At 48.7% G+C, this 22,296-nt stretch carries 18 protein-coding genes; all 18 read left to right on the top strand.

Annotated features, from left to right (window positions below; all coding sequences use genetic code 11):
- The first annotated feature begins 5 nt into the window (after positions 1-5).
- The 18 genes from acsV (at position 6) to cobM (ending at position 22,287) form a co-directional block, all read left to right on the top strand.
- Positions 6-1,937 (top strand): corrinoid activation/regeneration protein AcsV, encoded by a 1,932-nt coding sequence (gene acsV / locus MCG98_RS13890; RefSeq protein ID WP_240302535.1) that lies wholly within the window; start codon positions 6-8, stop codon positions 1,935-1,937.
- Positions 1,938-1,952: 15 nt separating this feature from the next.
- Positions 1,953-2,603, top strand: a complete 651-nt coding sequence (locus tag MCG98_RS13885; protein ID WP_240302534.1) for a DUF3786 domain-containing protein — start codon at positions 1,953-1,955, stop codon at positions 2,601-2,603.
- A gap of 226 nt (positions 2,604-2,829) precedes the next feature.
- Positions 2,830-3,459 carry a cyclodeaminase/cyclohydrolase family protein gene (locus tag MCG98_RS13880; RefSeq protein ID WP_028528960.1) on the top strand — a complete coding sequence of 210 codons (630 nt, stop codon included), beginning with the start codon at positions 2,830-2,832 and terminating at the stop codon, positions 3,457-3,459.
- Positions 3,460-3,504: 45 nt separating this feature from the next.
- On the top strand, positions 3,505-4,356 hold the full coding sequence (locus tag MCG98_RS13875; RefSeq protein ID WP_240302533.1) for a bifunctional 5,10-methylenetetrahydrofolate dehydrogenase/5,10-methenyltetrahydrofolate cyclohydrolase: 852 nt from the start codon (positions 3,505-3,507) through the stop codon (positions 4,354-4,356).
- Positions 4,357-4,519: 163 nt separating this feature from the next.
- The gene (locus MCG98_RS13870) at positions 4,520-4,999 is read left to right on the top strand and encodes an NAD(P)H-dependent oxidoreductase subunit E (protein ID WP_240302532.1); all 480 of its coding nucleotides are present in this window, start codon (positions 4,520-4,522) and stop codon (positions 4,997-4,999) included.
- The gene (locus MCG98_RS13865; protein WP_240302531.1) at positions 4,996-6,876 is read left to right on the top strand and encodes an NADH-ubiquinone oxidoreductase-F iron-sulfur binding region domain-containing protein; all 1,881 of its coding nucleotides are present in this window, start codon (positions 4,996-4,998) and stop codon (positions 6,874-6,876) included. The genes MCG98_RS13870 and MCG98_RS13865 overlap by 4 nt, the downstream gene beginning before the upstream one ends.
- Before the next feature lie 12 nt (positions 6,877-6,888).
- Entirely contained in the window at positions 6,889-9,585 is a 2,697-nt protein-coding gene (fdhF, locus tag MCG98_RS13860; protein ID WP_240302530.1) for a formate dehydrogenase subunit alpha, read from the top strand.
- A 15-nt stretch (positions 9,586-9,600) separates the two neighbouring features.
- A complete protein-coding gene (gene glp / locus MCG98_RS13855; RefSeq protein WP_240302529.1) occupies positions 9,601-10,833 on the top strand; it encodes a gephyrin-like molybdotransferase Glp in 1,233 nt (410 codons plus the stop codon).
- Positions 10,834-10,931: 98 nt separating this feature from the next.
- A complete protein-coding gene (locus MCG98_RS13850) occupies positions 10,932-11,522 on the top strand; it encodes a molybdenum cofactor guanylyltransferase (protein WP_240302528.1) in 591 nt (196 codons plus the stop codon).
- Positions 11,519-12,196 carry an alkaline phosphatase family protein gene (locus MCG98_RS13845; protein WP_240302527.1) on the top strand — a complete coding sequence of 226 codons (678 nt, stop codon included), beginning with the start codon at positions 11,519-11,521 and terminating at the stop codon, positions 12,194-12,196. Before MCG98_RS13850 ends, MCG98_RS13845 begins: the two co-directional genes overlap by 4 nt.
- Entirely contained in the window at positions 12,172-12,537 is a 366-nt protein-coding gene (locus MCG98_RS13840; RefSeq protein WP_240302526.1) for a hypothetical protein, read from the top strand. The genes MCG98_RS13845 and MCG98_RS13840 overlap by 25 nt, the downstream gene beginning before the upstream one ends.
- A 2-nt stretch (positions 12,538-12,539) precedes the next feature.
- A complete protein-coding gene (locus MCG98_RS18975; protein WP_240302525.1) occupies positions 12,540-13,694 on the top strand; it encodes a molybdopterin-guanine dinucleotide biosynthesis protein MobB in 1,155 nt (384 codons plus the stop codon).
- Between the two features lie 117 nt (positions 13,695-13,811).
- On the top strand, positions 13,812-15,281 hold the full coding sequence (spoIVA, locus tag MCG98_RS13830; protein ID WP_240302524.1) for a stage IV sporulation protein A: 1,470 nt from the start codon (positions 13,812-13,814) through the stop codon (positions 15,279-15,281).
- Positions 15,282-15,527: 246 nt separating this feature from the next.
- Positions 15,528-17,090: a glucosaminidase domain-containing protein gene (locus tag MCG98_RS13825; protein WP_240302523.1), complete on the top strand. Its 1,563-nt coding sequence runs from the start codon at positions 15,528-15,530 to the stop codon at positions 17,088-17,090.
- A 144-nt stretch (positions 17,091-17,234) separates the two neighbouring features.
- Positions 17,235-19,379, top strand: coding sequence for a cell wall hydrolase (locus MCG98_RS13820; protein WP_240302522.1), 2,145 nt, complete (start codon positions 17,235-17,237; stop codon positions 19,377-19,379).
- A gap of 254 nt (positions 19,380-19,633) precedes the next feature.
- Positions 19,634-20,791, top strand: a complete 1,158-nt coding sequence (cbiD, locus tag MCG98_RS13815; protein ID WP_240302521.1) for a cobalt-precorrin-5B (C(1))-methyltransferase CbiD — start codon at positions 19,634-19,636, stop codon at positions 20,789-20,791.
- Between the two features lie 46 nt (positions 20,792-20,837).
- On the top strand, positions 20,838-21,524 hold the full coding sequence (gene cobI, locus MCG98_RS13810) for a precorrin-2 C(20)-methyltransferase (protein WP_240302520.1): 687 nt from the start codon (positions 20,838-20,840) through the stop codon (positions 21,522-21,524).
- Positions 21,525-21,528: 4 nt separating this feature from the next.
- On the top strand, positions 21,529-22,287 hold the full coding sequence (gene cobM, locus MCG98_RS13805; RefSeq protein WP_240302519.1) for a precorrin-4 C(11)-methyltransferase: 759 nt from the start codon (positions 21,529-21,531) through the stop codon (positions 22,285-22,287).
- The last annotated feature ends 9 nt before the right edge of the window (positions 22,288-22,296 follow it).

Genomic DNA, 22,296 nt, shown 5'->3' with positions numbered 1-22,296 from the left:
TCTATATGTACAAAGTAACTTTTCAGTTTGAGAGTGGCGAAGTGGTTGAAACCTTCGCCACTTCCGGTGAAAACCTTCTGGAGGTAGCCAGAAAAACGAATGTAGCTATCGACGCCCCATGCTCCGGCAATGCATCCTGTGGGAAGTGCCGTGTTAAGCTGGTGGGCGGGGAACTGGATTCCAAAAAAACACGTCATATTTCAGAGGAAGAGTATGAACAGGGATGGCGTCTGGCTTGTGTCAGCACCATCGAGGCAGATGTTGTGGTGATGGTTCCTGATATTGCTTCGGCTTATCGAAGCAGAATGAAAGTTGCGGATTTAAGTTCACAGGATGAGGTCGCTATTTTTGAAAAGACAAAAGCTGGTATCGAGGAGGCTGGTATTGCACTGCATAACAGCCTGAGAACCATATCCATTACGATGGATATTCCAACGCTGGACGATACAATGCCTGATAATGAAAGGCTGGTTCGTGCGCTGAAGAAAGCGACCGGTGCCGAGCGCGTGCAGCTGCCGTATACCGTAATGTGCAAACTGCCGGATGTGCTTCGCGCCAGTGACTTTACGGTTCAGTGTGTGCTCCGTACAGCTGCAAATGGTCATATCTTTGTCTATGATGTTTATGAAAAGGATGAAGATGTGGTAATTGGCGGTCTGGCGATTGATATCGGAACGACGACAGTATCCGGTCTGATCATTAACATGGAGACCGGTGAAATTATCGGGAAAGCGTCGAGCGGGAATGGGCAGATCCGGTATGGTGCCGATGTGATCAACCGGATTATCGAATCACTCAAGCCAGGCGGAAAAGAACGCCTGCAGAATGCAGTGATCCAGGAAACCATCAATCCGATGATTGAGCAGATGTGCCGTGCGAATGGATTTGATCCGAAGCATATTTACCGTATGTGTGTGGCCGGCAACACAACCATGAATCATCTGTTTGCCGGAATCAATGCGGATCCGCTCAGAATGGAACCGTATATTCCTGCATTTTTTAAGACAAACGCATTCTATGCATCCGATCTTAATATAAATATTAACCCGGATGCACATCTTATCATAGCGCCAAATATCGGAAGCTATGTGGGCGGCGATATTACTGCAGGTACGTTAGTCAGTATGATCTGGAATAAACCGGAATTTTCTCTTTTCATTGACCTTGGCACGAACGGTGAGCTTGTATTCGGAAATTCCGATTTCCTCATGAGCTGTGCGTGTTCCGCCGGGCCTGCCTTTGAGGGCGGCGACATCAGCTGCGGTATGCGTGCGACAGATGGAGCCATCGAAGCGTGCGTCATCGATAAAGACACGATGGAACCGACATTTGAGATTATCGGAGCATCGGATGAGAAACCGATCGGCCTGTGCGGTTCCGGCATTATCGATGTGATCAGTGAATTGTACCGGTGCGGTATCATCAATCCAAAAGGGAAATTTGCCCGAGAAGGAAAAAGAATCCGCCATGATAAATACGGAATGGGAAGCTATGTCCTGGCATTTCAGGAAGAGGCGGCATCGGTGAAAGATATCGAGATCACTGAAGTGGACATCGATAATTTTATCCGGGCAAAGGGAGCTATTTTCTCGGCTATCCGTACCATGCTGTCTTCTCTGGACTTTGATATCTCTATGGTAGAAGAAGTCTATGTAGCGGGCGGTATTGGAAGTGGAATCAATATGGAAAATGCGGTGAATATCGGTATGCTGCCGGATATTCCGCTGGACAAATTCCACTATATCGGTAATTCCTCTCTCTCCGGAGCATACGCGATGCTGCTTTCGACGGAGGCGGAAAAGAAGACGTACGAGGTGGCTTCCAACATGACATATCTGGAACTCAGTGCGGTGCCGACTTATATGGACGAGTTTGTTGCATCCTGCTTTATTCCGCATACAGATAACTCCATGTTTCCGTCTGTGACATTGAAGTAGGCAGCAGAGGTGACTATGAATTTTGATTATGAAAAAGACAACAAGGAACGGATTCCCTATGAGCATTATCTGGAGCGATTCCAGCAGGAGGATCCACTTGTGATCAGTGGCAGAACACAGATTCCATATGATGAAGTGAGAAAGATTTTTACACTCCGACTGATGGGAAGTACGTATGAGATTTCCTGGCCGGAGTATGAGGTTCATGCAACAGAAGACTCCATCGGATACTATCCGCTGGAACAGGCATCCAACGCCAGAATACTGGTACTGCGTTACCTGCTGGAGGGCAGTGCGGCCCCTTCCTCAGGAAATTTCCTGACATATCGGGAAATTCCATGGGGTGAAGTGTATTTTAAACAGTTTCAGGGACGCTGTATCTTTCGGCTGGCATTTGGATTTGGAAGTAAGATTCCAAAATTCCAGGAGGTTATGGAACGTCTGGGAGCAGCGAAAATCAGTTATGGTGACTGCTCGTATGAATTTGAATTTATGAATAATCTTTATCTGAGATTTATTCTCTGGGAAGGGGACGATGAGTTCCCGCCGTCGGCGCAGATTTTGTTTTCGGACAATTTTCCGGTGGCATTTCACGGGGAGGATATGGCTGTGGTGGGTGACATATCGATCGGTATGATCAAAGCACTCTCTGTCATGCAACAATAAATACGGACATGATAAAAGGACAAGGCAAATCAGAGGCCATGTCCTTTTGTTTTTTCAGGGATACAATATGTAAAAAATTATAAAATATTGAAAAAAGAAAAATCTGATGGAAATTAGAAAAATCTATAGATAAATAGAAAAATCTAATGGATTTTTAGTGCAAAACGTATTATTATTGAAGAGATGATTAATTTAAGAAGGAATAAATTGAAAAAGGAGATTATCTATGGGATTTTCTAGTCTGCAGTGTGATGAATTTGTAGAGATACTTGCTTCCAAATCAGCAGTACCGGGCGGAGGCGGAGCATCTGCACTTGTGGCCGCGATCGGTACGGCGCTTGGCAATATGGTAGGATCTCTGACGGTTGGAAAGAAAAAATATATTGATATCGAAGAAGAAATGCTGGCTCTGAAGGCGCGCTGTGATATCATGCAGAATGAGCTTTTGAATCTGGTAGAGAGAGATGCGGAATTCTTTGAGCCTCTTTCCAAGGCGTACGGTATGCCAAAGGACACAGAAGAGCAGAAGGCTGAAAAAGAACGGGTGATGGAGAACGCACTGAAAGTAGCCTGCAGCGTACCGATGGAAATTATGGCAGCATGCTGTGAGGCGATCGATATTATTGCAGACTTCGCAGGCAAAGGCTCTTCTCTGGCGGTCAGCGATGCAGGAGTAGGCATTGAATTCTGTAAAGCTGCGCTGAAAGGTGCAAGTTTAAATGTTTATATCAACACGAAAGCAATGAAAGACCGTGAATATGCGGAAGCTTTGAATGCGAAGTGTGATGCAATGCTGGATTACTATCCAAAAAAGGCAGAAAAGATTTATAACAGTATCTTAAATCGCTTGAAATGAAGAGAACACGGTGATCAGACCGCATCCACTGGAAAGGAGAACGGCATGGCTAGACAGCTGCTGGGAAAAGAAGTGACAGCTGCTTTGAATGAACGAATCAAAGCGGATGTAAAAAAACTGGAAGAAAAAGGGGTGACTCCAACACTCGGTATTATCCGGGTGGGAGAGCGTCCGGATGATGTATCATATGAGCGCGGGGCGGTAAAACGCTGTGAGACACTTGGAGTAGCTTATGAGAAGTTTCTGCTTCCTGCAGACGTGACGCAGGAAGAGCTGATGAAGACAATCGATAAAGTAAACCATAACGACGGCATTCACGGAGTGTTGATCTTCCGTCCGCTCCCGAAGCACCTGGATGAGGAAGCCGTTGTCAAAGCGCTGGCCCCGGAGAAAGATGTTGACGGCATCACAGACGGATCAATGGTTGGGGTGTTTACGAGCACACCGCAGGGATTTCCGCCATGTACACCGCAGGCGTGCATGGAGATTCTGGACCATTACGGGATCGACTGTACAGGGAAAAAGGCTGTCGTAGTCGGACGAAGCCTTGTTGTGGGAAAACCTGCAGCGATGATGCTGCTAAAGAAAAATGCCACGGTTACAATCTGTCATACGAGGACGAAGGACATGCCTTCTGTTGTAAAAGAAGCGGAGATTGTTATTGTCGCAGCCGGACGCGCGGGAGTGGTGGATGATACCTATCTTTCACCGGGCCAGATCGTGATCGATGTGGGTATCAATGTGAATGAAGAGGGCAAACTGTGCGGGGATGTTGATTTTGAAAAGGCTGAACCTGTTGTAGAAGCGATTACGCCTGTTCCGGGCGGTGTGGGCAGTGTTACCACATCTGTTCTGGTCGGACATGTTGTGGAAGCGGCTATGCGTAAAATGTACTGAGATATTTGAAAAAGCTGCAGAATGTGAAAATATTTCATGAATCCTGCAGCTTTTTAGACAGTTTTGCGGTATCAGCTTGTGCAAGTTGACGAATTAAGATACAATATTAACAGAGGGCGAAAATGTGCCCTGAGTGAAAACGAGAATACAAGGAGGAATCATTATGCTGGATCAGTCTTATTATGACGTGGCAGATGAGGTGATTGGGCGCTATGGCAAAAAAGCCGGTTCGCTGATCCCGATCATGCAGGACATCCAGGGGGTATACCGTTACCTGCCGGGGGAACTGCTGACGTATGTGGCGAAGGAAATTGGGATAAAAGAAGCAAAGGCTTACAGTGTTGCAACCTTTTATGAAAATTTCTCATTTGAGCCAAAAGGAAAATACATTATTAAGGTTTGTGACGGTACTGCCTGTCACGTGAGGAAATCCATGCCGGTTCTGGAAGCATTGTACAAAGAGCTGGGACTAAGCAAAAAGAAACGCACCACAGACGATATGTTGTTTACGGTAGAAACAGTATCCTGCCTCGGGGCATGTGGGCTGGCGCCGGCGATGACAGTCAATGACGAAGTGCATCCCAAGATGACACCGGAGAAAGCAGTGGCGGTGGTTCGTGAATTGAGAGGTGATGGCAAATGATTCTGAAAAATAAAAATGATTTGGAACAGGTCCGCCAGGCGGCACGGAAAGAAATGGAGGCGTTTGACTGCAGAATCCTCGTCTGTTCAGGGACAGGATGCGTTGCTTCCGGTGCAGAAAAGATCTATCAGACATTTCAGGATATCGTAAAAGATGCTCCAGGTGTTACACTGGAATTTGCTCCCCATGATGAAAAGGAACACGTGGGCATCAAGAAGACCGGATGCCAGGGATTCTGTGAACTTGGCCCGCTGGTGCGTATCCAGAAGGGCGACAATGTCATTCAGTACATAAAAGTGCAGCCGGACGACTGTGCAGCGATCTTTGATAAGAGTGTCAGACATGATGAGGTGATTGAAGAACTGCTGTATAAGCAGAAAGAGAAAGTTTACAGACATCCGGATGAGATTCCGTTTATCGCAAAACAGACACGGATTGTGCTGGAAAACTGCGGCAGGTATGACGCGGTATCCCTGAATGAATATATCGCGTCAGGCGGATTTTCAGCATTTGCCAGGGCGTTGTTTGAGATGAAGCCGGAGGACGTTGTCGAGGAGATCGACAAATCAGGACTTCGGGGACGCGGAGGCGGAGGATTTCCGGCTGGAAGGAAATGGAAACAGGTTGCCGGTCAGGCGGAACAGACACGCTACGTTGTGTGTAACGGAGATGAGGGAGACCCGGGTGCGTTTATGGATGGCTCTGTGATGGAAGGCGATCCCTACAAACTGCTGGAAGGCATGATGATAGCAGGATATGCAGTTTCTTCGCAGGAGGGATATATCTATGTGCGTGCAGAGTACCCGCTGTCTGTGGCTCGGCTGCGCCATGCGATTTCCGAACTGGAGTCATGCGGGCTGCTCGGCGACAATATTCTGGGAAGTGATTTTTCCTTCCATATGCATATCAACCGCGGAGCGGGCGCATTTGTCTGCGGTGAGGGAAGTGCTCTGACGGCATCCATAGAGGGCAACCGCGGAATGCCGAGAACGAAGCCGCCGAGAACCGTAGATCAGGGTCTGTGGGCAAAACCAACTGTTTTGAATAATGTTGAGACATATGCAAATGTACCGAAGATCGTATTAAACGGTGCTGACTGGTTCCGTACGATTGGCTCCGAGAAAAGCCCGGGAACGAAAACGTTTTCTATCACTGGTGCTATCGAAAATACCGGGCTGATTGAGGTTCCGATGGGCAGCACACTCCGTGAGATCATTTATGATATCGGCGGCGGGATAAAAGACGGCGCAGAATTCAAAGGCGTTCAGATCGGCGGGCCGTCGGGAGGATGCCTGACGAAGGAACATCTCGATGTAGGACTGGATTTTGATTCGGTGAAAAAATACAATGCCATTGTTGGGTCCGGCGGACTCGTTGTGATGGATGAGAATACCTGTATGGTCGAGGTGGCAAGATTCTTTATGAGCTTTACGCAGCGGGAATCCTGTGGTAAATGTACGCCGTGCCGCATCGGTACGAAGCGTATGCTGGAGATTCTGGAGCGGATTGTAGAGGGAAAAGGCAGGATGGAAGATCTGGACCGTCTGGAAGAGATCGCCGATTTTGTTAAGACGAATTCGCTTTGCGGACTCGGCAAGAGCGCACCGCTTCCGGTTATCAGCACATTAAAAACTTTCCGGGATGAGTATGTGGAACATATCGTCGATAAGAAATGCAAATCCCATACATGCCAGGCGATGAAGGTTTATAAGATTGATGCTGAGAAATGTATCGGATGTACGAAATGTGCGAAGAACTGTCCGGCTGGTGCGATCACCGGAGAAAAGAAGAAAGCACATACGATCGATATGACGAAATGTATCCGCTGTGGTGCCTGTGTAGAGGGCTGTAATTTTGATGCGGTCTGCGTTGAGTAAGGAGGAGAAACTATGATTCATGCAATAATCGATGGGATTCCTGTAGAGGTCGGGAAAGGTACGACGATCCTGCAGGCTGCCGAGGCGGCGGGTATCACAATTCCTACGTTATGTTATATCAAGGGACTGATGCCGGATGGTTCCTGCCGTATGTGTATGGTAGAAATCGAGAACCGCGGATGGAGCAAACTGGATACCGCCTGTTCCGCGCACGTGTCGGAAGGCGATGTGATCCAGACAAAGAGTGAGAAAGTCATTGCATCAAGAAGAGGGGTTTTGGATCTGCTGCTATCCAATCATAAGACAGATTGCTTTTCCTGTCCGTCAAACGGTGTCTGCAAGCTGCAGGATTACTGCTATGAGTACGGAGTGGAGAAGACATCATATGAAGGCGAGATGACGGAATTCCCGATAGACGATTCCAATCCGTTCTTCACATACAATCCGAACCTCTGTATTTTATGCCATCGCTGCGTCAATACCTGTAATAAGATCGTGGGCAGAGGTGCGATTGATACTGCAGAGCGCGGCTTTAATTCCGTGATCTCCACGCCGTTCGGTGTGGATTGGAGGAACAGCTCCTGTGAGTCCTGCGGAAACTGTGTGGCAGCCTGTCCGACGGGGGCACTGACGATGAAGCGCAGAAAAGAATACCGTCCGTGGCAGGTAGAGAAAAAAGTACTGACCACATGCCCTCACTGCGCAACGGGATGCCAGTACTATCTGGTCGTAAAGGATGGAAAAGTAGTGGATACAGAGGCGGCAGACGGTCCGTCCAACCGCGGTCTGCTCTGCGTCAAAGGCCGTTCCGGGTCCTTTGACTTCGTACATTCGCCGGAACGTCTGAAATACCCGCTGATCAAAAATAAAGAGACGGGTGAATTTGAGCGAGCAACCTGGGATGAGGCGCTCGACCTGGTGGCATCCAAGTTCATGGAGATTAAGAAAAAATACGGTCCCGACGCTCTGGCAGGATTTGCCTGCTCGCGTTCCCCGAATGAAGATATCTATATGATGCAGAAGCTGGTTCGCTGTGCCTTTGGCACCAACAATGTGGATAACTGTGCACGCGTGTGCCATTCGGCGTCGGTGGCAGGTCTTGCGATGACACTGGGATCCGGAGCCATGACCAATCCGATCGCTGATATTACGCAGAATCCCGATGTCATCATGCTGGTAGGATCCAATCCGGAGGAAGCACATCCGGTAGTGGGAATGCAGATCCGCCAGGCCGTACAGCGCGGATGCAAAATCATCGTAGCAGACCCGCGTGATATAGGGCTTGCACAGAATGCGGATATTCATCTGAAACTCCGTCCGGGAACAAACGTTGCGTTTGCAAACGGTATCATGCACGTGATCATCGAAGAGGGACTTCAGGATATGAAGTTTATCGAGGAGCGGACAGAAGGCTATGAAAAGATTAAGGAAATCGTAAAAGACTATACACCGGAAAAAGTAGGAGAGATCTGCCATATTGATCCGGAAGACTTAAGAAAAGCGGCGATCATGTATGCGAAGGCTGATAAAGCACCGATTATCTACTGTCTCGGTGTTACTGAGCATTCCACCGGTACAGAAGGGGTTATGTCCATGTCCAACATGGCGCTGCTCGTGGGCAAACTCGGCAGAGAGGGATGCGGTGTAAATCCGCTGCGCGGACAGAACAACGTACAGGGGGCCTGCGATATGGGTGCACTGCCGGGTGACTTCCCAGGCTACCAGAAAGTTAAAAATCCAGAAGTCATTGAGAAGTTCGAGAAGGCATGGGGGACAAAACTCAGCACGGAGCCGGGACTTCATGCGACAGATGTGTGGCCTAAGGCGATCCAGGGTGAGGTAAAAGGGCTGTATATCTTCGGGGAGGACCCGATCGTAACAGATCCGGATACAAGCCACATCATCAAGGCGCTGGAAACACTGGATTTTGTCGTGATGAACGAGTTGTTTATGACAGAGACGGCACAGTATGCCGACGTGATCCTGCCGGGTGTGAGCTACGCAGAAAAAGAAGGAACATTTACGAATACGGAGCGTCGCGTACAGAGAGTCAGAAAAGCCGTGACGCTGCCGGGAGAGGCAAGGCTGGATACCGATATTTTTATCGATATCATGAACCGTATGGGATATCCGCAGCCATATCTGACATCGGCCGAGATCATGGATGAGATCGCATCCGTGACACCGAGCTTTGGAGGAATCAGCCATGCCAGGCTGGATGCCGGTGAGACGCTGCAGTGGCCATGTCTTTCCAAAGATCATCCGGGAACACCGATCATGCATGTGGGCAAATTTTCCAGAGGGCTCGGCTGGTTCTATCCGGCAGAGTATGTGCCTTCCGCAGAGCTTCCGGATGAAGATTATCCGATCATCCTGATGACAGGACGTATTCTGTATCACTATACGACAAGAGCGATGACCGGAAAAACACCGGGGCTGATGGAGATTGAAGGTAAGTCCTTTATTGAAATGAATTTTAAAGATGCAGATGCACTTGGCATTAAAAACGGAGATAAAGTAAAAGTATCTTCCAGACGAGGCCAGATCGAATCGACGGCACGCGTCGGAAGAAAAGTGTCACAGGGTGAATCCTGGATGCCGTTCCACTTTCCGGATGGAAACTGTAACTGGCTGACCAACCCGGCACTGGACAAATACGCCAGAATTCCGGAGTATAAGGTCTGTGCAGTTAAAATTGAGAAGGCATAATAATGGAGGCAGAACATGAGTACGTATCCTGAAAAGGTGACATTGGAAGAAGGGATCGGGCTTTTGCTTCCCTGGGGAAATCCGGTCGAAACTGAATGGGTTCCGGTGGATAAGACGGACGGACGGGTGCTGGCCCTGGATGTGATTTCAAAGGAGAATATCCCGCCGTTTAGGCGTTCACCCTATGATGGATATGCACTGCGAGCGGCAGATACCGTGAGCGCTTCCAGAGAAACTCCGGTCCAGCTGGCGGTGACTGAAGAGGTGCCGGCGGGCAGCACTGCTGCAAGAGCGATCAGGGATGGAGAGGCGGTCAAAATTCTGACCGGCGCTCCGGTACCCGAGGGTGCTGATGCGATCGTTAAATTTGAAGATACATCATTTACCGCTGATACGGTTAAGATATTCGCCCCGTCCAAAGAGGGCAGCAATATCGTTCCGGTTGGTGAAGATGTAAAAGAGGGTGAACTGGTGCTGGAGAAGGGACGGCTGATATCGCCTGCCCTTGTCGGCCTGCTTGCGGGACTCGGATATGAGAACGTAAAGGTGCACCGGAAGGTCACAGCGGCACTGCTGAGCACCGGTGATGAGCTGATTGCCATCGGAGAGAAACTTTCGCCGGGAAAAATTCGCAACAGCAGTATCTATGCGATACATGCCTATCTGGAACAGTGGAATGTGAATACACGGGTTCTGGGTATCGAGAAGGACAACGCACAGCGCATTGCGGACCGGATGCTGGAAGGTCTGGCGGATAGTGATATGCTGATAACCACCGGTGGGGTGTCTGTCGGAGACTATGATATGGTCAAAGAAGCGCTCACGCGGATCGGAGCGAATATTTTATTCTGGAAAGTGAAAATGAAGCCTGGAATGGCATTTATTGCCGCGGTGTATCAGGGCAAGCCCATACTGGCACTTTCCGGCAATCCGTCGGCAGCAGCCGTTTCACTCTTTATGCTGGGAAGACCTCTGATACGTAAAATGTCAGGGATGAAAGAGTATCAGACGAAAGAGCTGAAGGTGAAGATGGCCGATGCATTCCCGAAAAAAAGCCCGTCCCGCAGGATGATACCGGGAACGCTGGAAATTCTCGATGGTGAGGCGTGGATTGTGTTTGCCAAAAAGCAGGGGAACGGGATGCTCAATCCGATGCGTGACTGTGAGATCCTCGGAGAGATTGAAGCCGGAAGCCCTCCGCTTCCGAAAGGAAGTATCATCAAAGCGTATCGTTTTTTCGACCGCTGATAGCAAAATGTGGAAAATTTATAACTGCTGCAAACTCTATGGCTGCTATGCCCTGGGGGTTGCAGCTGTTAACGTTCAAAGATCCTGAGGAGGCAATTATGCAGATACCAGTCAGCGCCGGCATTCTGGCGGGAGGAAAGAGTACCCGTATGGGGGAAAACAAAGCGTACCTTGAAATCAAAGATGAGTCGTTTCTGTATCACACGATCCGCATCTGCAGCTGCTGTGATGACATCTGGATATCCGTAGATGATCCGGCAAAATATCCGGCTTTGCCATATCCGATGGCGACGGATGAAATACAGGGGTATGGGCCAGTGGAAGGTATCTATCAGCTGCTTGGCCATGTCAAACACCCGTACTGCCTGATTCTGGCAACAGATATGCCGCTGCTTGCGGGCGAGCTTCTGGAAGCTCTTGTGAATCGCCTGACCGGCGATGAGGAATGCCTGATTCTGCGTGCGGACGGGAGACTTCATCCGCTGTGCGGGATTTACAGAAAAACCGTGCTACCCGTACTTGAGCAGATGCGTGAGCAGAAGGTTCACAAAATCCGGTCGTTATTTGACCGGGTAAAGACCACATATATCGATTTGGAAGAGATGGGATTTTCAGTGGACATGGTGGAAAATGTAAATACACAGCAGGAATACGAGACCCTGAAAGAGCGAAATAAGGTGAGCCAATGAAAATGTTGAATGATTTTTTTGCGAAAATGAAAGAATGCCTGATTCAGGGACCTCTGCTTGTCTGGTATCTGGATGGCTTTGGGTATCGGATGTATGAGTATGCCAGAGATGCCGGTTGTATACCGTATATTACCGGTACATTTTCTGTCAGTCCGGTATCCAGTGTCAGTCCGTCGCTTACAAACCCGGCACTGGCAACGATACTGACCGGTATGTTGCCGCAGGAGCACGGTGTTACTGACCGCAGTGTAAGGAAGCTCACGTATCCGACGATCTTTGATGTTGCTTCTGTATCGGCTGCATGGTTGGAGGGGGACAGCGTGCTCCTGAAAACTTCGTTTCGCCCAAAACTCCATACAGACTGTGATGGAGAGGGCTGTGATGCAGGGATCTGCAGGTCTGTACAGTACGAGATTGCCGCCAAAACAGAATTTATCTTTGCTCATTTGCACCAGATCGATGACTGCGGGCACACCTGCGGTCCGTATGACGGGCGGACCTTACATCAGTTACAGGAGACGGACAGCAGGATGGCCCGGATCAGCAAAGACTTTTCGGGAAATATGCTGATCATCAGTGATCACGGCATGCACGCAGGAGCCGGCGGCGGGGAACACGGAACGGACTGTGAGGAGGATATGCTGGCAGTATGGGGGGAATACCATTGGAGATAGCCGGGACATTACCGCGGGTTACTGTTACCGTGAAGAGAATGAAACACGGGGAACAACTGAAGGAGCAGTATTCCGGATATGAGGTGCGCCGGTTCAGGGAAAGCTGGGATGGCGTACAGCAGGTGGAATTCGAGTCGGAGGACGGTATGGTGACCGCGGTGCCGGTCAGAGAAATTCTGTCGGATGAGCCGGGAGAGCGGATGATACTGGCGGATAGCAGGAATAACGTACTGATGTGTGCCAGGGACGGAAGTGTGCGGTACCGGCTTGTGGCTGAGGGAGATGATACTGGCAGGCGCTGGTGCAGAGACATTATTGAAGTGGAATTCGTGGAGGAGTAAGAGTGAAAATATGCAGCATCGTAGGTATCCGCAAGTCCGGCAAAACGACAGTGGTTACTGAACTGACTAAAGAACTGAAAAAACGCGGATATCGGGTGGGAACGGTAAAAACAGTGTTTTGTCCGAATTTCAGTCTGGATGAGGAGGGCAGCAATACCGATCGTCACAAAAAAGCAGGAGCTGATATCATCGGAGTCAGGGGGAAACGTGAGATGAGCCTGATCTATCCGTATGGTATGGATGATAATGTTTTTTTTCCGATGTTTGATGTGGATATTTTACTGGCAGAAGGCGATTACGAGGCCGGGGTCCCACGGATCGTCTGTGCGCACCGCAGAGAAGACGCCGAAGAACGCATGAATCCTTACACCTTTTTGATCAGCGGCCGTATCGGGGAGAGCGAGGAGCGGTTCGGAGAAATTCCGGCGGTAAATATACTGAGGGAAGCAAACAAAGCTGCAGACCTGATCGAGGAGCTTCCTGATGTACAGTTTCCTGTCCAGATCCTCAAGACACCGGATGCGGTATCGACGTTTTGTCAATGCGGTTGTCACAAGACGGAAGCAAAGTGCAGAACGAAAAATCAGGAAACAAAGAAACGAATGACTGTCAATGCAACAAAGTTACAGTCTGAGGGAAAAATGCATATTTTCCTGACGGGTGAGAAGCAGGTTGGAAAGTCTACGATCTTAAACCGCGTGTTCGAGAAGATGGCTGTAAGGCCTACCGGATATCAGACGTTCCCGCTTTTCATTAACAGTCAGCGGAAAGGCAATTATCTTCATGGTCTGAATGGAATCCCGCCTTACGAAAATGACAGCCCGATATCCATACGTGTGGAAGAACGAAAAAGCGTTCCGCTGACGGAAACGTTTGAAACACTGGGAGTAAAAATACTGGAAGAGGCTTTGGAGTCGGATGCATGGATGCTGGCGGATGAGGTCGGGAAACTGGAACGGGACGCGAACGAGTTTCAGAAAGCGTTCTTCCGGTGTCTTGATGAGAAACCGGTTGTGCTGGGGGTGTTGCAGAAGACAGATATGCCGTTTGTAAAAGCAATTATAGAGCGGGAGGATGTATCGGTGCTGGAGGTGACGGTGGAGAACCGGGAAGCCGTTTTCAGGAAAATCTTGAATATACTACAATCAAAGGATTGATTTTACCATGCCAAGTGAGAGATGAAAATCTCTCATTTTGTTGTTTGGCAGAGGGGTATATGCATGTTCTGCCCATCCTGTGCATATAGTATATCAGTATAGGTAAGGGGGTACGCAATGGACACATTTTCTGTTTACAAAGATATACAAGCCCGTACTGGCGGACAGTTTTTAGTTGGCGTTGTAGGGCCGGTGCGCACAGGAAAATCAACATTCATCCGTCGCTTTATGGAGGTGCTCGCACTTCCGGGAACGGAAGAAGGAAAACAGTCAGAGATTAAAGATACACTACCGGTAAGCGGTTCCGGAAAACTGATCACGACAGTGGAACCGAAGTTTGTACCTAAAGAAGCGATTGACGTGACACTCGGAGAGGATGTCCATGTGAAGCTGCGTCTGATCGACTGTGTCGGATACCTCGTATCAGATGCGGTTGGAAACATGGAAGAGGGAAAAGAACGCATGGTGAAGACACCATGGTACGATTATGAGATACCGTTCCATCAGGCGGCGGAGATGGGGACTCAGAAAGTAATCCGTGATCATTCCACGATCGGACTGCTTGTGACGTGTGACGGTTCTTTCGGAGAGATTCCGAGGGAGAATTTTGTGCAGAGTGAGGAACGCACGGTGGCGGAACTCAAGGCATGTAAAAAACCATTTCTTATCATTTTAAATTCACAGATGCCATACAAAGAAGAAACGAAACAGATGGTAGCTGCAATGCAGGAGAAGTATCAGACTTCCGTAGTGGCAGTGAACTGTGAGCAGCTCAAAAAAGATGATATTATCCGGATACTGGAAAAAATCCTGTATGAATTTCCAATCCGTCAGATGGAGTTTTACATACCGAAGTGGGTAGAACTGCTTCCTGTCACACATCATCTGAAGGCTGATCTTCTGGAACACATCCGGAGTATCATGAAAAATTTCCGGTATATCCGGGACATCTATCAGAATGCAGTCACAATCGACAGTGAGTATGTGAGCGGTCTGGAAATGGCGAACGTTGACCTGGCAACGGGGATCATCAGGCTTCGTGTGGATATTGATGAAAAATACTATTATCAGATCATCAGCGAGATGACAGGTGTGGAGATTGAGGGTGAATATCAGCTGATCCACATTCTGAAAGAAATGTCACAGATGAAAAAGGAATATATGAAAGTACAGCACGCGATCGAATCCGTCCGCGGCTGCGGCTACGGTGTTGTGATTCCGGAAAAAGACGAGATTGAGCTGGAAGAACCGGCGATTATTCGTCAGGGCAGTAAGTTCGGAGTCAAGATCAAGTCAGCAAGCCCGTCTATTCATATGATCAAGGCGAATATCGAGACAGAGATCGCTCCGATCGTGGGAAGCGAGCAGCAGGCGAAAGACCTGATCGCTTATATCAAAGACAGTGCCAATCAGGAGGAAGGAATCTGGCAGACAAACATTTTTGGAAAATCGATCGAACAGCTGGTGGAGGATGGAATCCGGACGAAAATTGCACAGATCAGCGATGAAAGCCAGGTGAAGCTTCAGGATACCATGCAGAAAATTGTGAACGACAGCAAAGGCGGTCTGGTCTGCATTATTATCTGACCGAATAGATGGAATAAAAATAAAAGGCTGAATCTCTCAGGAATCCAGAGAGATTCAGCCTTTTTATGGGAAAAAATGGCATATATGACGATGTTTATAAGAAAAAAACAGATATTGTCTAGAAATAATTAAAAACAATATTGTAAAAGAAATGTAATAAATGTATAATAACGTTGAACTTAATCAAAGTACGCAGACGGATGAAATATTTTGCAGATTGAAGGCTGCAAAATAGAAAGGGAGAACATGAAACAGCATCATATGAGAAAAGGAAAACGATTACTGGCGACAGCACTGATCTGCTGCATGGCATTTTTGATGGTTCCCGGGCAGACATTCGGGGAGGATCTGAATTCTAAGACAGGGGAAGAAGCAGAAGGGCAAACTATAACAGGGGAACCAGAAATCACCGGAGAACCAACGGTCTCAGAAGAGCCGGAAACAACGGAAGAACCTGAGGTGACGGAAGAACCGGACATAACGGGAGAGACAGAGATCACAGAGTCACCGGAAATCCAGCCGGAAGGGTCAGAGATCTCCCGGGAGCCGGAAGATCTGATGATGGCTAAAGTGAAAGCCGGATGGGTAACAGCAGCAGACGGACGAATCTGGTACCAGAATCCAGACGGAAGCTATCCATCCAACGGGTGGAAGCTGATTGATTCTAAATGGTATTATTTTGATGCGGCAGGCTGGATGAAAACAGGCTGGATCACGATCAAAAGCGGTACATATTATCTGACGGAGACGGGAGCTTCGGGTATCAAAGGGGCGATGAAGACCGGCTGGCAGACCTTGAACAATCGTGTCTATTATTTCCAGAAGGGAAATGCGGATGGAAATATGGGCAAGCTGTATACCGGCTGGCGGCTGATGAATGGCAGGAAATACTATTTTCAGATCGGCGGAGGTCCCTCTGAGCGTGGGATGATGTATACTGGATGGAGGAATCTTAATGGAAACACCTATTATTTCCAGATGGGAGGAAATGAAGGTGAGAAAGGAAGGATGTATACCGGGTGGCGGACCATGAACAACAGGGTCTATTACTTCCAGAAGGGAAACGCGGATGGAAATATGGGCAAACTGTATACCGGCTGGCGGCTGATGAATGGAAAAAAATACTATTTCCAGATCGGCGGAGGCCCCTCTGAGCGTGGGATGATGTATACTGGATGGAGGACACTCGGCGAGAATACCTACTATTTCCAGATGGGAGGAAATGCGGGAGAGAAAGGTCAGATGTATAGCGGCTGGAGACACATTGCGGGGCAGGAATATCTGTTTAACGCAGAGGGTGTTCTGCAGAGCCGGAAGATGACAGATGCAGAATTTGTCGCATATATCGGTCCGATCGCGCATAAAGATATGCAAAAGACGGGCATTTTGGCCTCTGTAACAACGGCACAGGCGATACTGGAGAGCGGTTATGGATCTACGGAGCTTGCCATGCAGGCAAACAATCTGTTCGGGATGAAAGCCTCTTTGTCTGGTAATACATGGAGTTCGGACTGGAAGGGGACGACATATAATAAAAAGACGATCGAGTATGATAAGGATGGCAACATATATACCGAGGTTGCCATATTTCGGAAATATGGGACTCATGCAGCGAGCGTGAAAGATCATTCTGATTATCTGGCTGGTGCGAAGAATGGAAGCCGGCTCCGCTATCAGGGGGTCGTCGGCAATAAAAATTATAAAAAAACTATAGAATTAATAAAAAAAGGCGGTTATGCGACGGATCCAAAATATGTAGACAAGCTGTGTGATATCATAGAAAGGTGGAATCTGACGCAGTACGACTGAATGAAATACATTCGAGTCTGAAGATATTGAAACGATATTGTAAAAGAAATGAAATAATTGTATAATAACGTTGAACTTAATTAAAATACGCAGACTGATGAAATATTTTACAGATTGAAGGCTGTAAAATAGAAAGGGGAGAACATGAAACAGCATCATTTAAGAAAAGGAAAACAAATACTGGCGGCAGTACTGATCTGCTGCATGGCATTTTTGATGGTTCCCGAGCAGACGTTCGGCGCACAAAATGGTGATCAGAATTCTGAGGTGACAGCAGAACCTGAGGTGCCTGTCACAGAAGAAGCGGAAGATCCGGATATGACAGAAGAACCAGATGTTACGGAGGAGCCTCCGGCCTCTGAAGAACCAGAAGTAACGGAAGAACCAGAAGTGACGGAAGAACCTGAAGTGACAGCAGAACCTGACCTCACAGGAGAGCCGGAAGCCACCGTGACGCCGGAAAGCCAGGAGACGGAGCCGGAAGATCTAATGACCGCACGGGTGAAAGCCGGATGGGTTACAGAGGCGAATGGTGATCTCAGATATCGGTTTTCTAATGGAAGTTACTCATCTCCGGGATGGGAGAAAATCGGTAAATACTGGTACTACTTTGATTCCAGGGGCAGGCTTGAAACGGGCTGGATCACGATCCCAAGCGGCACCTATTATCTGACGGAGACAGGGGCCGCAGGCGTCAGGGGCGCAATGAAGACCGGCTGGCAGATGATTGACGGCAGTACATATTATTTCAGGGAGTCAGGCTCGGCAGAAGGCGCGGTGACGACCGGCTGGCAGACATTGAATAACCGGGTCTTTTATTTCCAGAAAAATAATACGGGCGGTCATGTTGGCAAACTAAAGACCGGCTGGCAGGAAATTGACGGCAGGAGGTATTATTTCCAGATGGGCGGCGGTCTTGGAGACCGTGGAAAGCTGTATACCGGCTGGCGGACGCTCGGTGAAAATACATATTATTTTCAGATGGGAGGGAATACAGGGGCGAAAGGCCAGATGTACACCGGCTGGCGGACGATGAATAACAGAGTCTATTATTTCCAGAAGGGAAACAGTGATGGAAATATCGGAAAACTGTATACGGGCCGCAGGACAATGAACGGTAAAATCTACTATTTCCAGATCGGTGGAGAAGCCGGAGACCGCGGAATGATGTACACCGGCTGGCGGACCCTCGGGGAAAATACATACTATTTCCAGATGGGTGGTAAAGAAGGAGAAAAGGGCCAGATGTATACCGGCTGGCGAACCATGAACAACAGAGTCTATTACTTCCAGATGGGGAACAGTGACGGAAATATCGGAAAACTGAATACTGGCTGGAGGCTGATGAACGGCAAAAGATATTATTTTCAGATCGGCGGAGGAGCCGGAGACCGGGGAATGCTGTACACCGGCTGGCGGACCCTCGGCGGAAATATCTACTATTTCCAGATGGGTGGAAATACAGGGGCGAAAGGCCAGATGTATACCGGCTGGAGGACAATGAACGGCAGAGTCTACTACTTCCAGAAGGGAAACGCCGACGGGAATATCGGCAAAATGTATACCGGCTGGCGTACAATAGACGGAAACAAGTACTTCTTTGAACGCACCGGCGCGTACGGTGTGAAAGGAATGAGATACTCCGGCGGCTACAAGACAATCGACGGCAAAAAATATTATTTTGACAGCGATGGCATCTATCGGGACATCGCCGGCAAAGATTACGTCTATGCCACGGATCCGCTCAATAATAAGACATATAAAGTGGAACCGCAGTTCTATCTGGACCCGCAGATCGGAAATGGTTCTGATCAGGTGACACAGATGGAATTCCTGGCAGCTGTTCTGTATACAGAAGCCGGGAATCAGGGACTGGAAGGCCAGATCATGGTGGCGCTCACCATCTACAACCGGATGTTGAGCAGCTCATTCCCGTCGAGCATGAATTTTGTCGTGTATGCCAATCAGCAGTTTGAAGTGGCCAGAAACGGCAGCCTGACGGATCTTCTGGAAGGGATTCGCGATAATGACAGTGAGGCACTGGGGAAAATCAACAATTACACCAGCATGAAAGCGGCAAAACAGGCGACGACGATTTACAATAACTACAAGAATGGGATAACTAAAAAACGTATCGTTCCGGGAGTTGACGAATTTGAGAATAAAGACTTCGACTGTCTGTTCTTTATGACCCATACATCGTTTGAAAAATTAAATCTGGACGAGAAGGCCTGTGGCGCCTTCAAATATAAGGGACATACATTTTTCAGAGAGTGGAAATACAAATAAACCGTTCTGAAATGTTACAGACAAATTGTTGACAGTATTCGCGAAAACCACTATAATGAATTTTGGAAAACTTAACTTTTGTGGATTATGGGGAAGCAGTTGAAACTACTGCGCAAGTCCGTTACTGTATAGCCAGATACCCATTCCATAGAGTAACATATATGTTTGCGGCCACCGAAGATATATGAAGAAACAACACAACCGTTGTCTTTTCGTAGACAACGGTTGTTTTTCGATGACACAAAGGAGAAGTGATGAGTCACAGGACAGGACTGGAAGAGCATGTTATCGTCAAGGACAACAAAACACTGCGTCTGGGGTATACCACAGGATCCTGTGCAGCGGCTGCGGGGAAGGCTGCTGCCATGATGCTGCTGACCGGGAAGATGGTGGAAGAGGTTTCGCTGATGACACCGAAAGGGATCCTTCTGCATCTTCTGATCGAGGATATCCATGTCGAAGATGCGCGGGTAAGCTGTGCGGTCAGAAAAGACGGCGGGGATGATCCGGATGCAACGAACGGAGCGCTGGTCTATGCGGCAGTTACCAGGGCAGAAGAGCCGGGTATCCATATTGACGGCGGAACGGGAGTCGGGCGTGTGACCAGACCGGGGCTGCAGCAGCCGGTAGGCGAGGCGGCGATCAACCGGGTTCCACGCAGCATGATTGCGAAAGAAGCAGCGGCAGTGTGCAGGGAACAGGGCTATCGGGGCGGACTGAACATTGTGATATCGGTTCCGAAAGGGGAAGAGATCGCAGTTCGGACCTTTAATCCGAGGCTGGGGATCGTCGGAGGCATTTCCATACTCGGCACGAGCGGGATCGTCATACCGATGAGTGAAGCAGCACTGATCGAGAGCATCCGTGTGGAGATGAAAATGCTCTGCGAAGCGGGGGCACGTTATCTCGTGATGACACCGGGAAATTATGGGGAAGTCTTTTCCAGAGAACGGATGGAGCTGGACCTGACATACAGCATGAAATGCAGCAATTATATCGGGGAGACACTGGAGATGGCGGCGGCACTGGGCGTAAAGGGCATCCTGTTTATCTCTCATATCGGAAAGTTCATCAAAGTATCCGGCGGTATCATGAATACCCATTCTCACCATGCGGACAGCCGTGCAGAGTTGATGGCGGCGCAGGCGGTTCGGGCAGGGGCAGATATCGCGTGTGTGAAACGCCTGCTGGAGACGATAACGACGGAGGAAGCGCTGGACATTCTGGCAGAGTATCAGATTCTGGAGGAGACGATGCGCATCACGATCGAAAAGATACAGTATTATCTGCGGCATCAGAAAAAGACGGATCTTGAAATTGCAACGATCATATTCTCCAATGTACACGGAACCCTTGCAAAGTCCGGGAATGCAGAGGAAATGATGGAAAAGATCAACAGACAACGTTCATAGTCGCGCATGGGCGCACCATGACTTAAAGCACGAAAAGGAGAAAGAAATGGCAGGAAAATTGTATGGTTTGGGAGTTGGACCGGGAGATCCGGAACTTCTGACTCTGAAAGCTCTTAGAATAATTCAGGAGAGTGATGTGATCGCAGTGCCGGGCAAGGTACCACAGGAGACGATCGCCTATAAGATTGTGATAAAGGCATTTCCGGAACTGGCAAAAAAAGAACTTCTTCCAATTGAGATGCCGATGACGAAAGATGCGGTTCTTCTTGAGCAGAGTCACCAGGAGGGAGCGGAAAAAATTGCAGCACTGCTGGATAAAGGAAAACAGGTTGCATTTTTGACACTTGGTGATACAACCGTATATTCTACATACCTGTATGTACACTCACGTGTGCAGGATATGGGATATGAAGTGGAGATTGTAAGCGGTATCACATCATTCTGTGCTGTTGCGGCACGTTTGAACATGGGGCTGGTTGAAAAGGCGGAACCGCTTCACGTCATCCCGGCTTCCTACCAGATTGAGGAGGCACTGAAACTGCCGGGTACCAAGGTTCTGATGAAGGCCGGGAAACAGATGCATGAGGTTAAAAAGCAGTTAAAAGAACTGAATGCCAATGTTGTGATGATTGAGAACTGCGGCATGGAGAATGAAAAGATTTTCAGGGGAGCAGATGAGATACCGGAAGACGCCGGATATTATTCCCTGATCATAGTAAAGGAGAAAAACTAAAGAGATGATACATTTTGTTGGAGCGGGCTCAGGTGCCCCTGATTTAATTACGATTCGCGGTAAAAAATATCTGGAAGAGGCAGACGTTGTGATCTATGCAGGGTCGCTGGTTAATCCACAGCTGCTGGATTACGCCAAAGAAGGCTGTGAGATTTACAACAGTGCGAAAATGACACTGGAGGAAGTACTGGATGTTATGTATGCGGCAGAGGAAAAAGGTCTTGTGACGGTGCGTCTGCATACGGGGGACCCATGTCTTTACGGGGCGATCAGGGAACAGATGGATGTCCTGGATGAGAAACAGATTGCCTATGACTCCTGTCCCGGAGTCAGCTCTTTCTGCGGTGCGGCTTCCGCGCTGAATCTGGAATACACGCTGCCTGACGTCTCACAGAGTGTCATCATCACAAGGATGGCGGGCCGCACACCGGTACCGGAAAAGGAGAGCATCGAATCATTTGCGTCACATCACGCCACGATGGTTGTGTTTTTGAGCACGGGTATGCTGGAAGAACTGAGCAGCCGCCTCATTGAGGGCGGATATACTGCGGATACTCCGGCGGCGATCGTCTATAAGGCAACCTGGGAAGATGAAAAGACGGCAGTCTGTACGGTCGGTACACTCGCGGAGACTGCCAGAAGAGAGAATATCACGAAGACGGCACTGATGATCATTGGGGATGTGGTGACACACAGCCATTATCAGCGCTCTGAACTGTATAATCCGGCGTTTACCACCGAGTTTCGCCAGGCAAGTAAATAAATAGGAGAG

This window comes from Ruminococcus sp. OA3, from assembly GCF_022440845.1.
Taxonomy (GTDB): domain Bacteria; phylum Bacillota; class Clostridia; order Lachnospirales; family Lachnospiraceae; genus Ruminococcus_G.
The sequence above is the reverse complement of the archived record's forward strand: the minus strand, read 5'-3'. Positions and strand labels throughout refer to the sequence as shown.

Bases quoted from the DNA above. Each gene is read 5' to 3' on its own strand.
- cobI (WP_240302520.1), top strand. From the start codon at position 20,838: ATGGCAGGAAAATTGTATGGTTTGGGAGTTGGACCGGGAGATCCGGAA.
- MCG98_RS13845 (WP_240302527.1), top strand. From the start codon at position 11,519: ATGAAAATGTTGAATGATTTTTTTGCGAAAATGAAAGAATGCCTGATT.
- MCG98_RS13865 (WP_240302531.1), top strand. From the start codon at position 4,996: ATGATTCTGAAAAATAAAAATGATTTGGAACAGGTCCGCCAGGCGGCA.
- spoIVA (WP_240302524.1), top strand. From the start codon at position 13,812: ATGGACACATTTTCTGTTTACAAAGATATACAAGCCCGTACTGGCGGA.
- MCG98_RS13885 (WP_240302534.1), top strand. From the start codon at position 1,953: ATGAATTTTGATTATGAAAAAGACAACAAGGAACGGATTCCCTATGAG.
- MCG98_RS13870 (WP_240302532.1), top strand. From the start codon at position 4,520: ATGCTGGATCAGTCTTATTATGACGTGGCAGATGAGGTGATTGGGCGC.
- MCG98_RS13820 (WP_240302522.1), top strand. From the start codon at position 17,235: ATGAAACAGCATCATTTAAGAAAAGGAAAACAAATACTGGCGGCAGTA.
- acsV (WP_240302535.1), top strand. From the start codon at position 6: ATGTACAAAGTAACTTTTCAGTTTGAGAGTGGCGAAGTGGTTGAAACC.
- MCG98_RS13875 (WP_240302533.1), top strand. From the start codon at position 3,505: ATGGCTAGACAGCTGCTGGGAAAAGAAGTGACAGCTGCTTTGAATGAA.
- MCG98_RS13850 (WP_240302528.1), top strand. From the start codon at position 10,932: ATGCAGATACCAGTCAGCGCCGGCATTCTGGCGGGAGGAAAGAGTACC.
- fdhF (WP_240302530.1), top strand. From the start codon at position 6,889: ATGATTCATGCAATAATCGATGGGATTCCTGTAGAGGTCGGGAAAGGT.
- MCG98_RS13880 (WP_028528960.1), top strand. From the start codon at position 2,830: ATGGGATTTTCTAGTCTGCAGTGTGATGAATTTGTAGAGATACTTGCT.
- cbiD (WP_240302521.1), top strand. From the start codon at position 19,634: ATGAGTCACAGGACAGGACTGGAAGAGCATGTTATCGTCAAGGACAAC.
- glp (WP_240302529.1), top strand. From the start codon at position 9,601: ATGAGTACGTATCCTGAAAAGGTGACATTGGAAGAAGGGATCGGGCTT.
- MCG98_RS13825 (WP_240302523.1), top strand. From the start codon at position 15,528: ATGAAACAGCATCATATGAGAAAAGGAAAACGATTACTGGCGACAGCA.
- cobM (WP_240302519.1), top strand. From the start codon at position 21,529: ATGATACATTTTGTTGGAGCGGGCTCAGGTGCCCCTGATTTAATTACG.
- MCG98_RS13840 (WP_240302526.1), top strand. From the start codon at position 12,172: ATGGGGGGAATACCATTGGAGATAGCCGGGACATTACCGCGGGTTACT.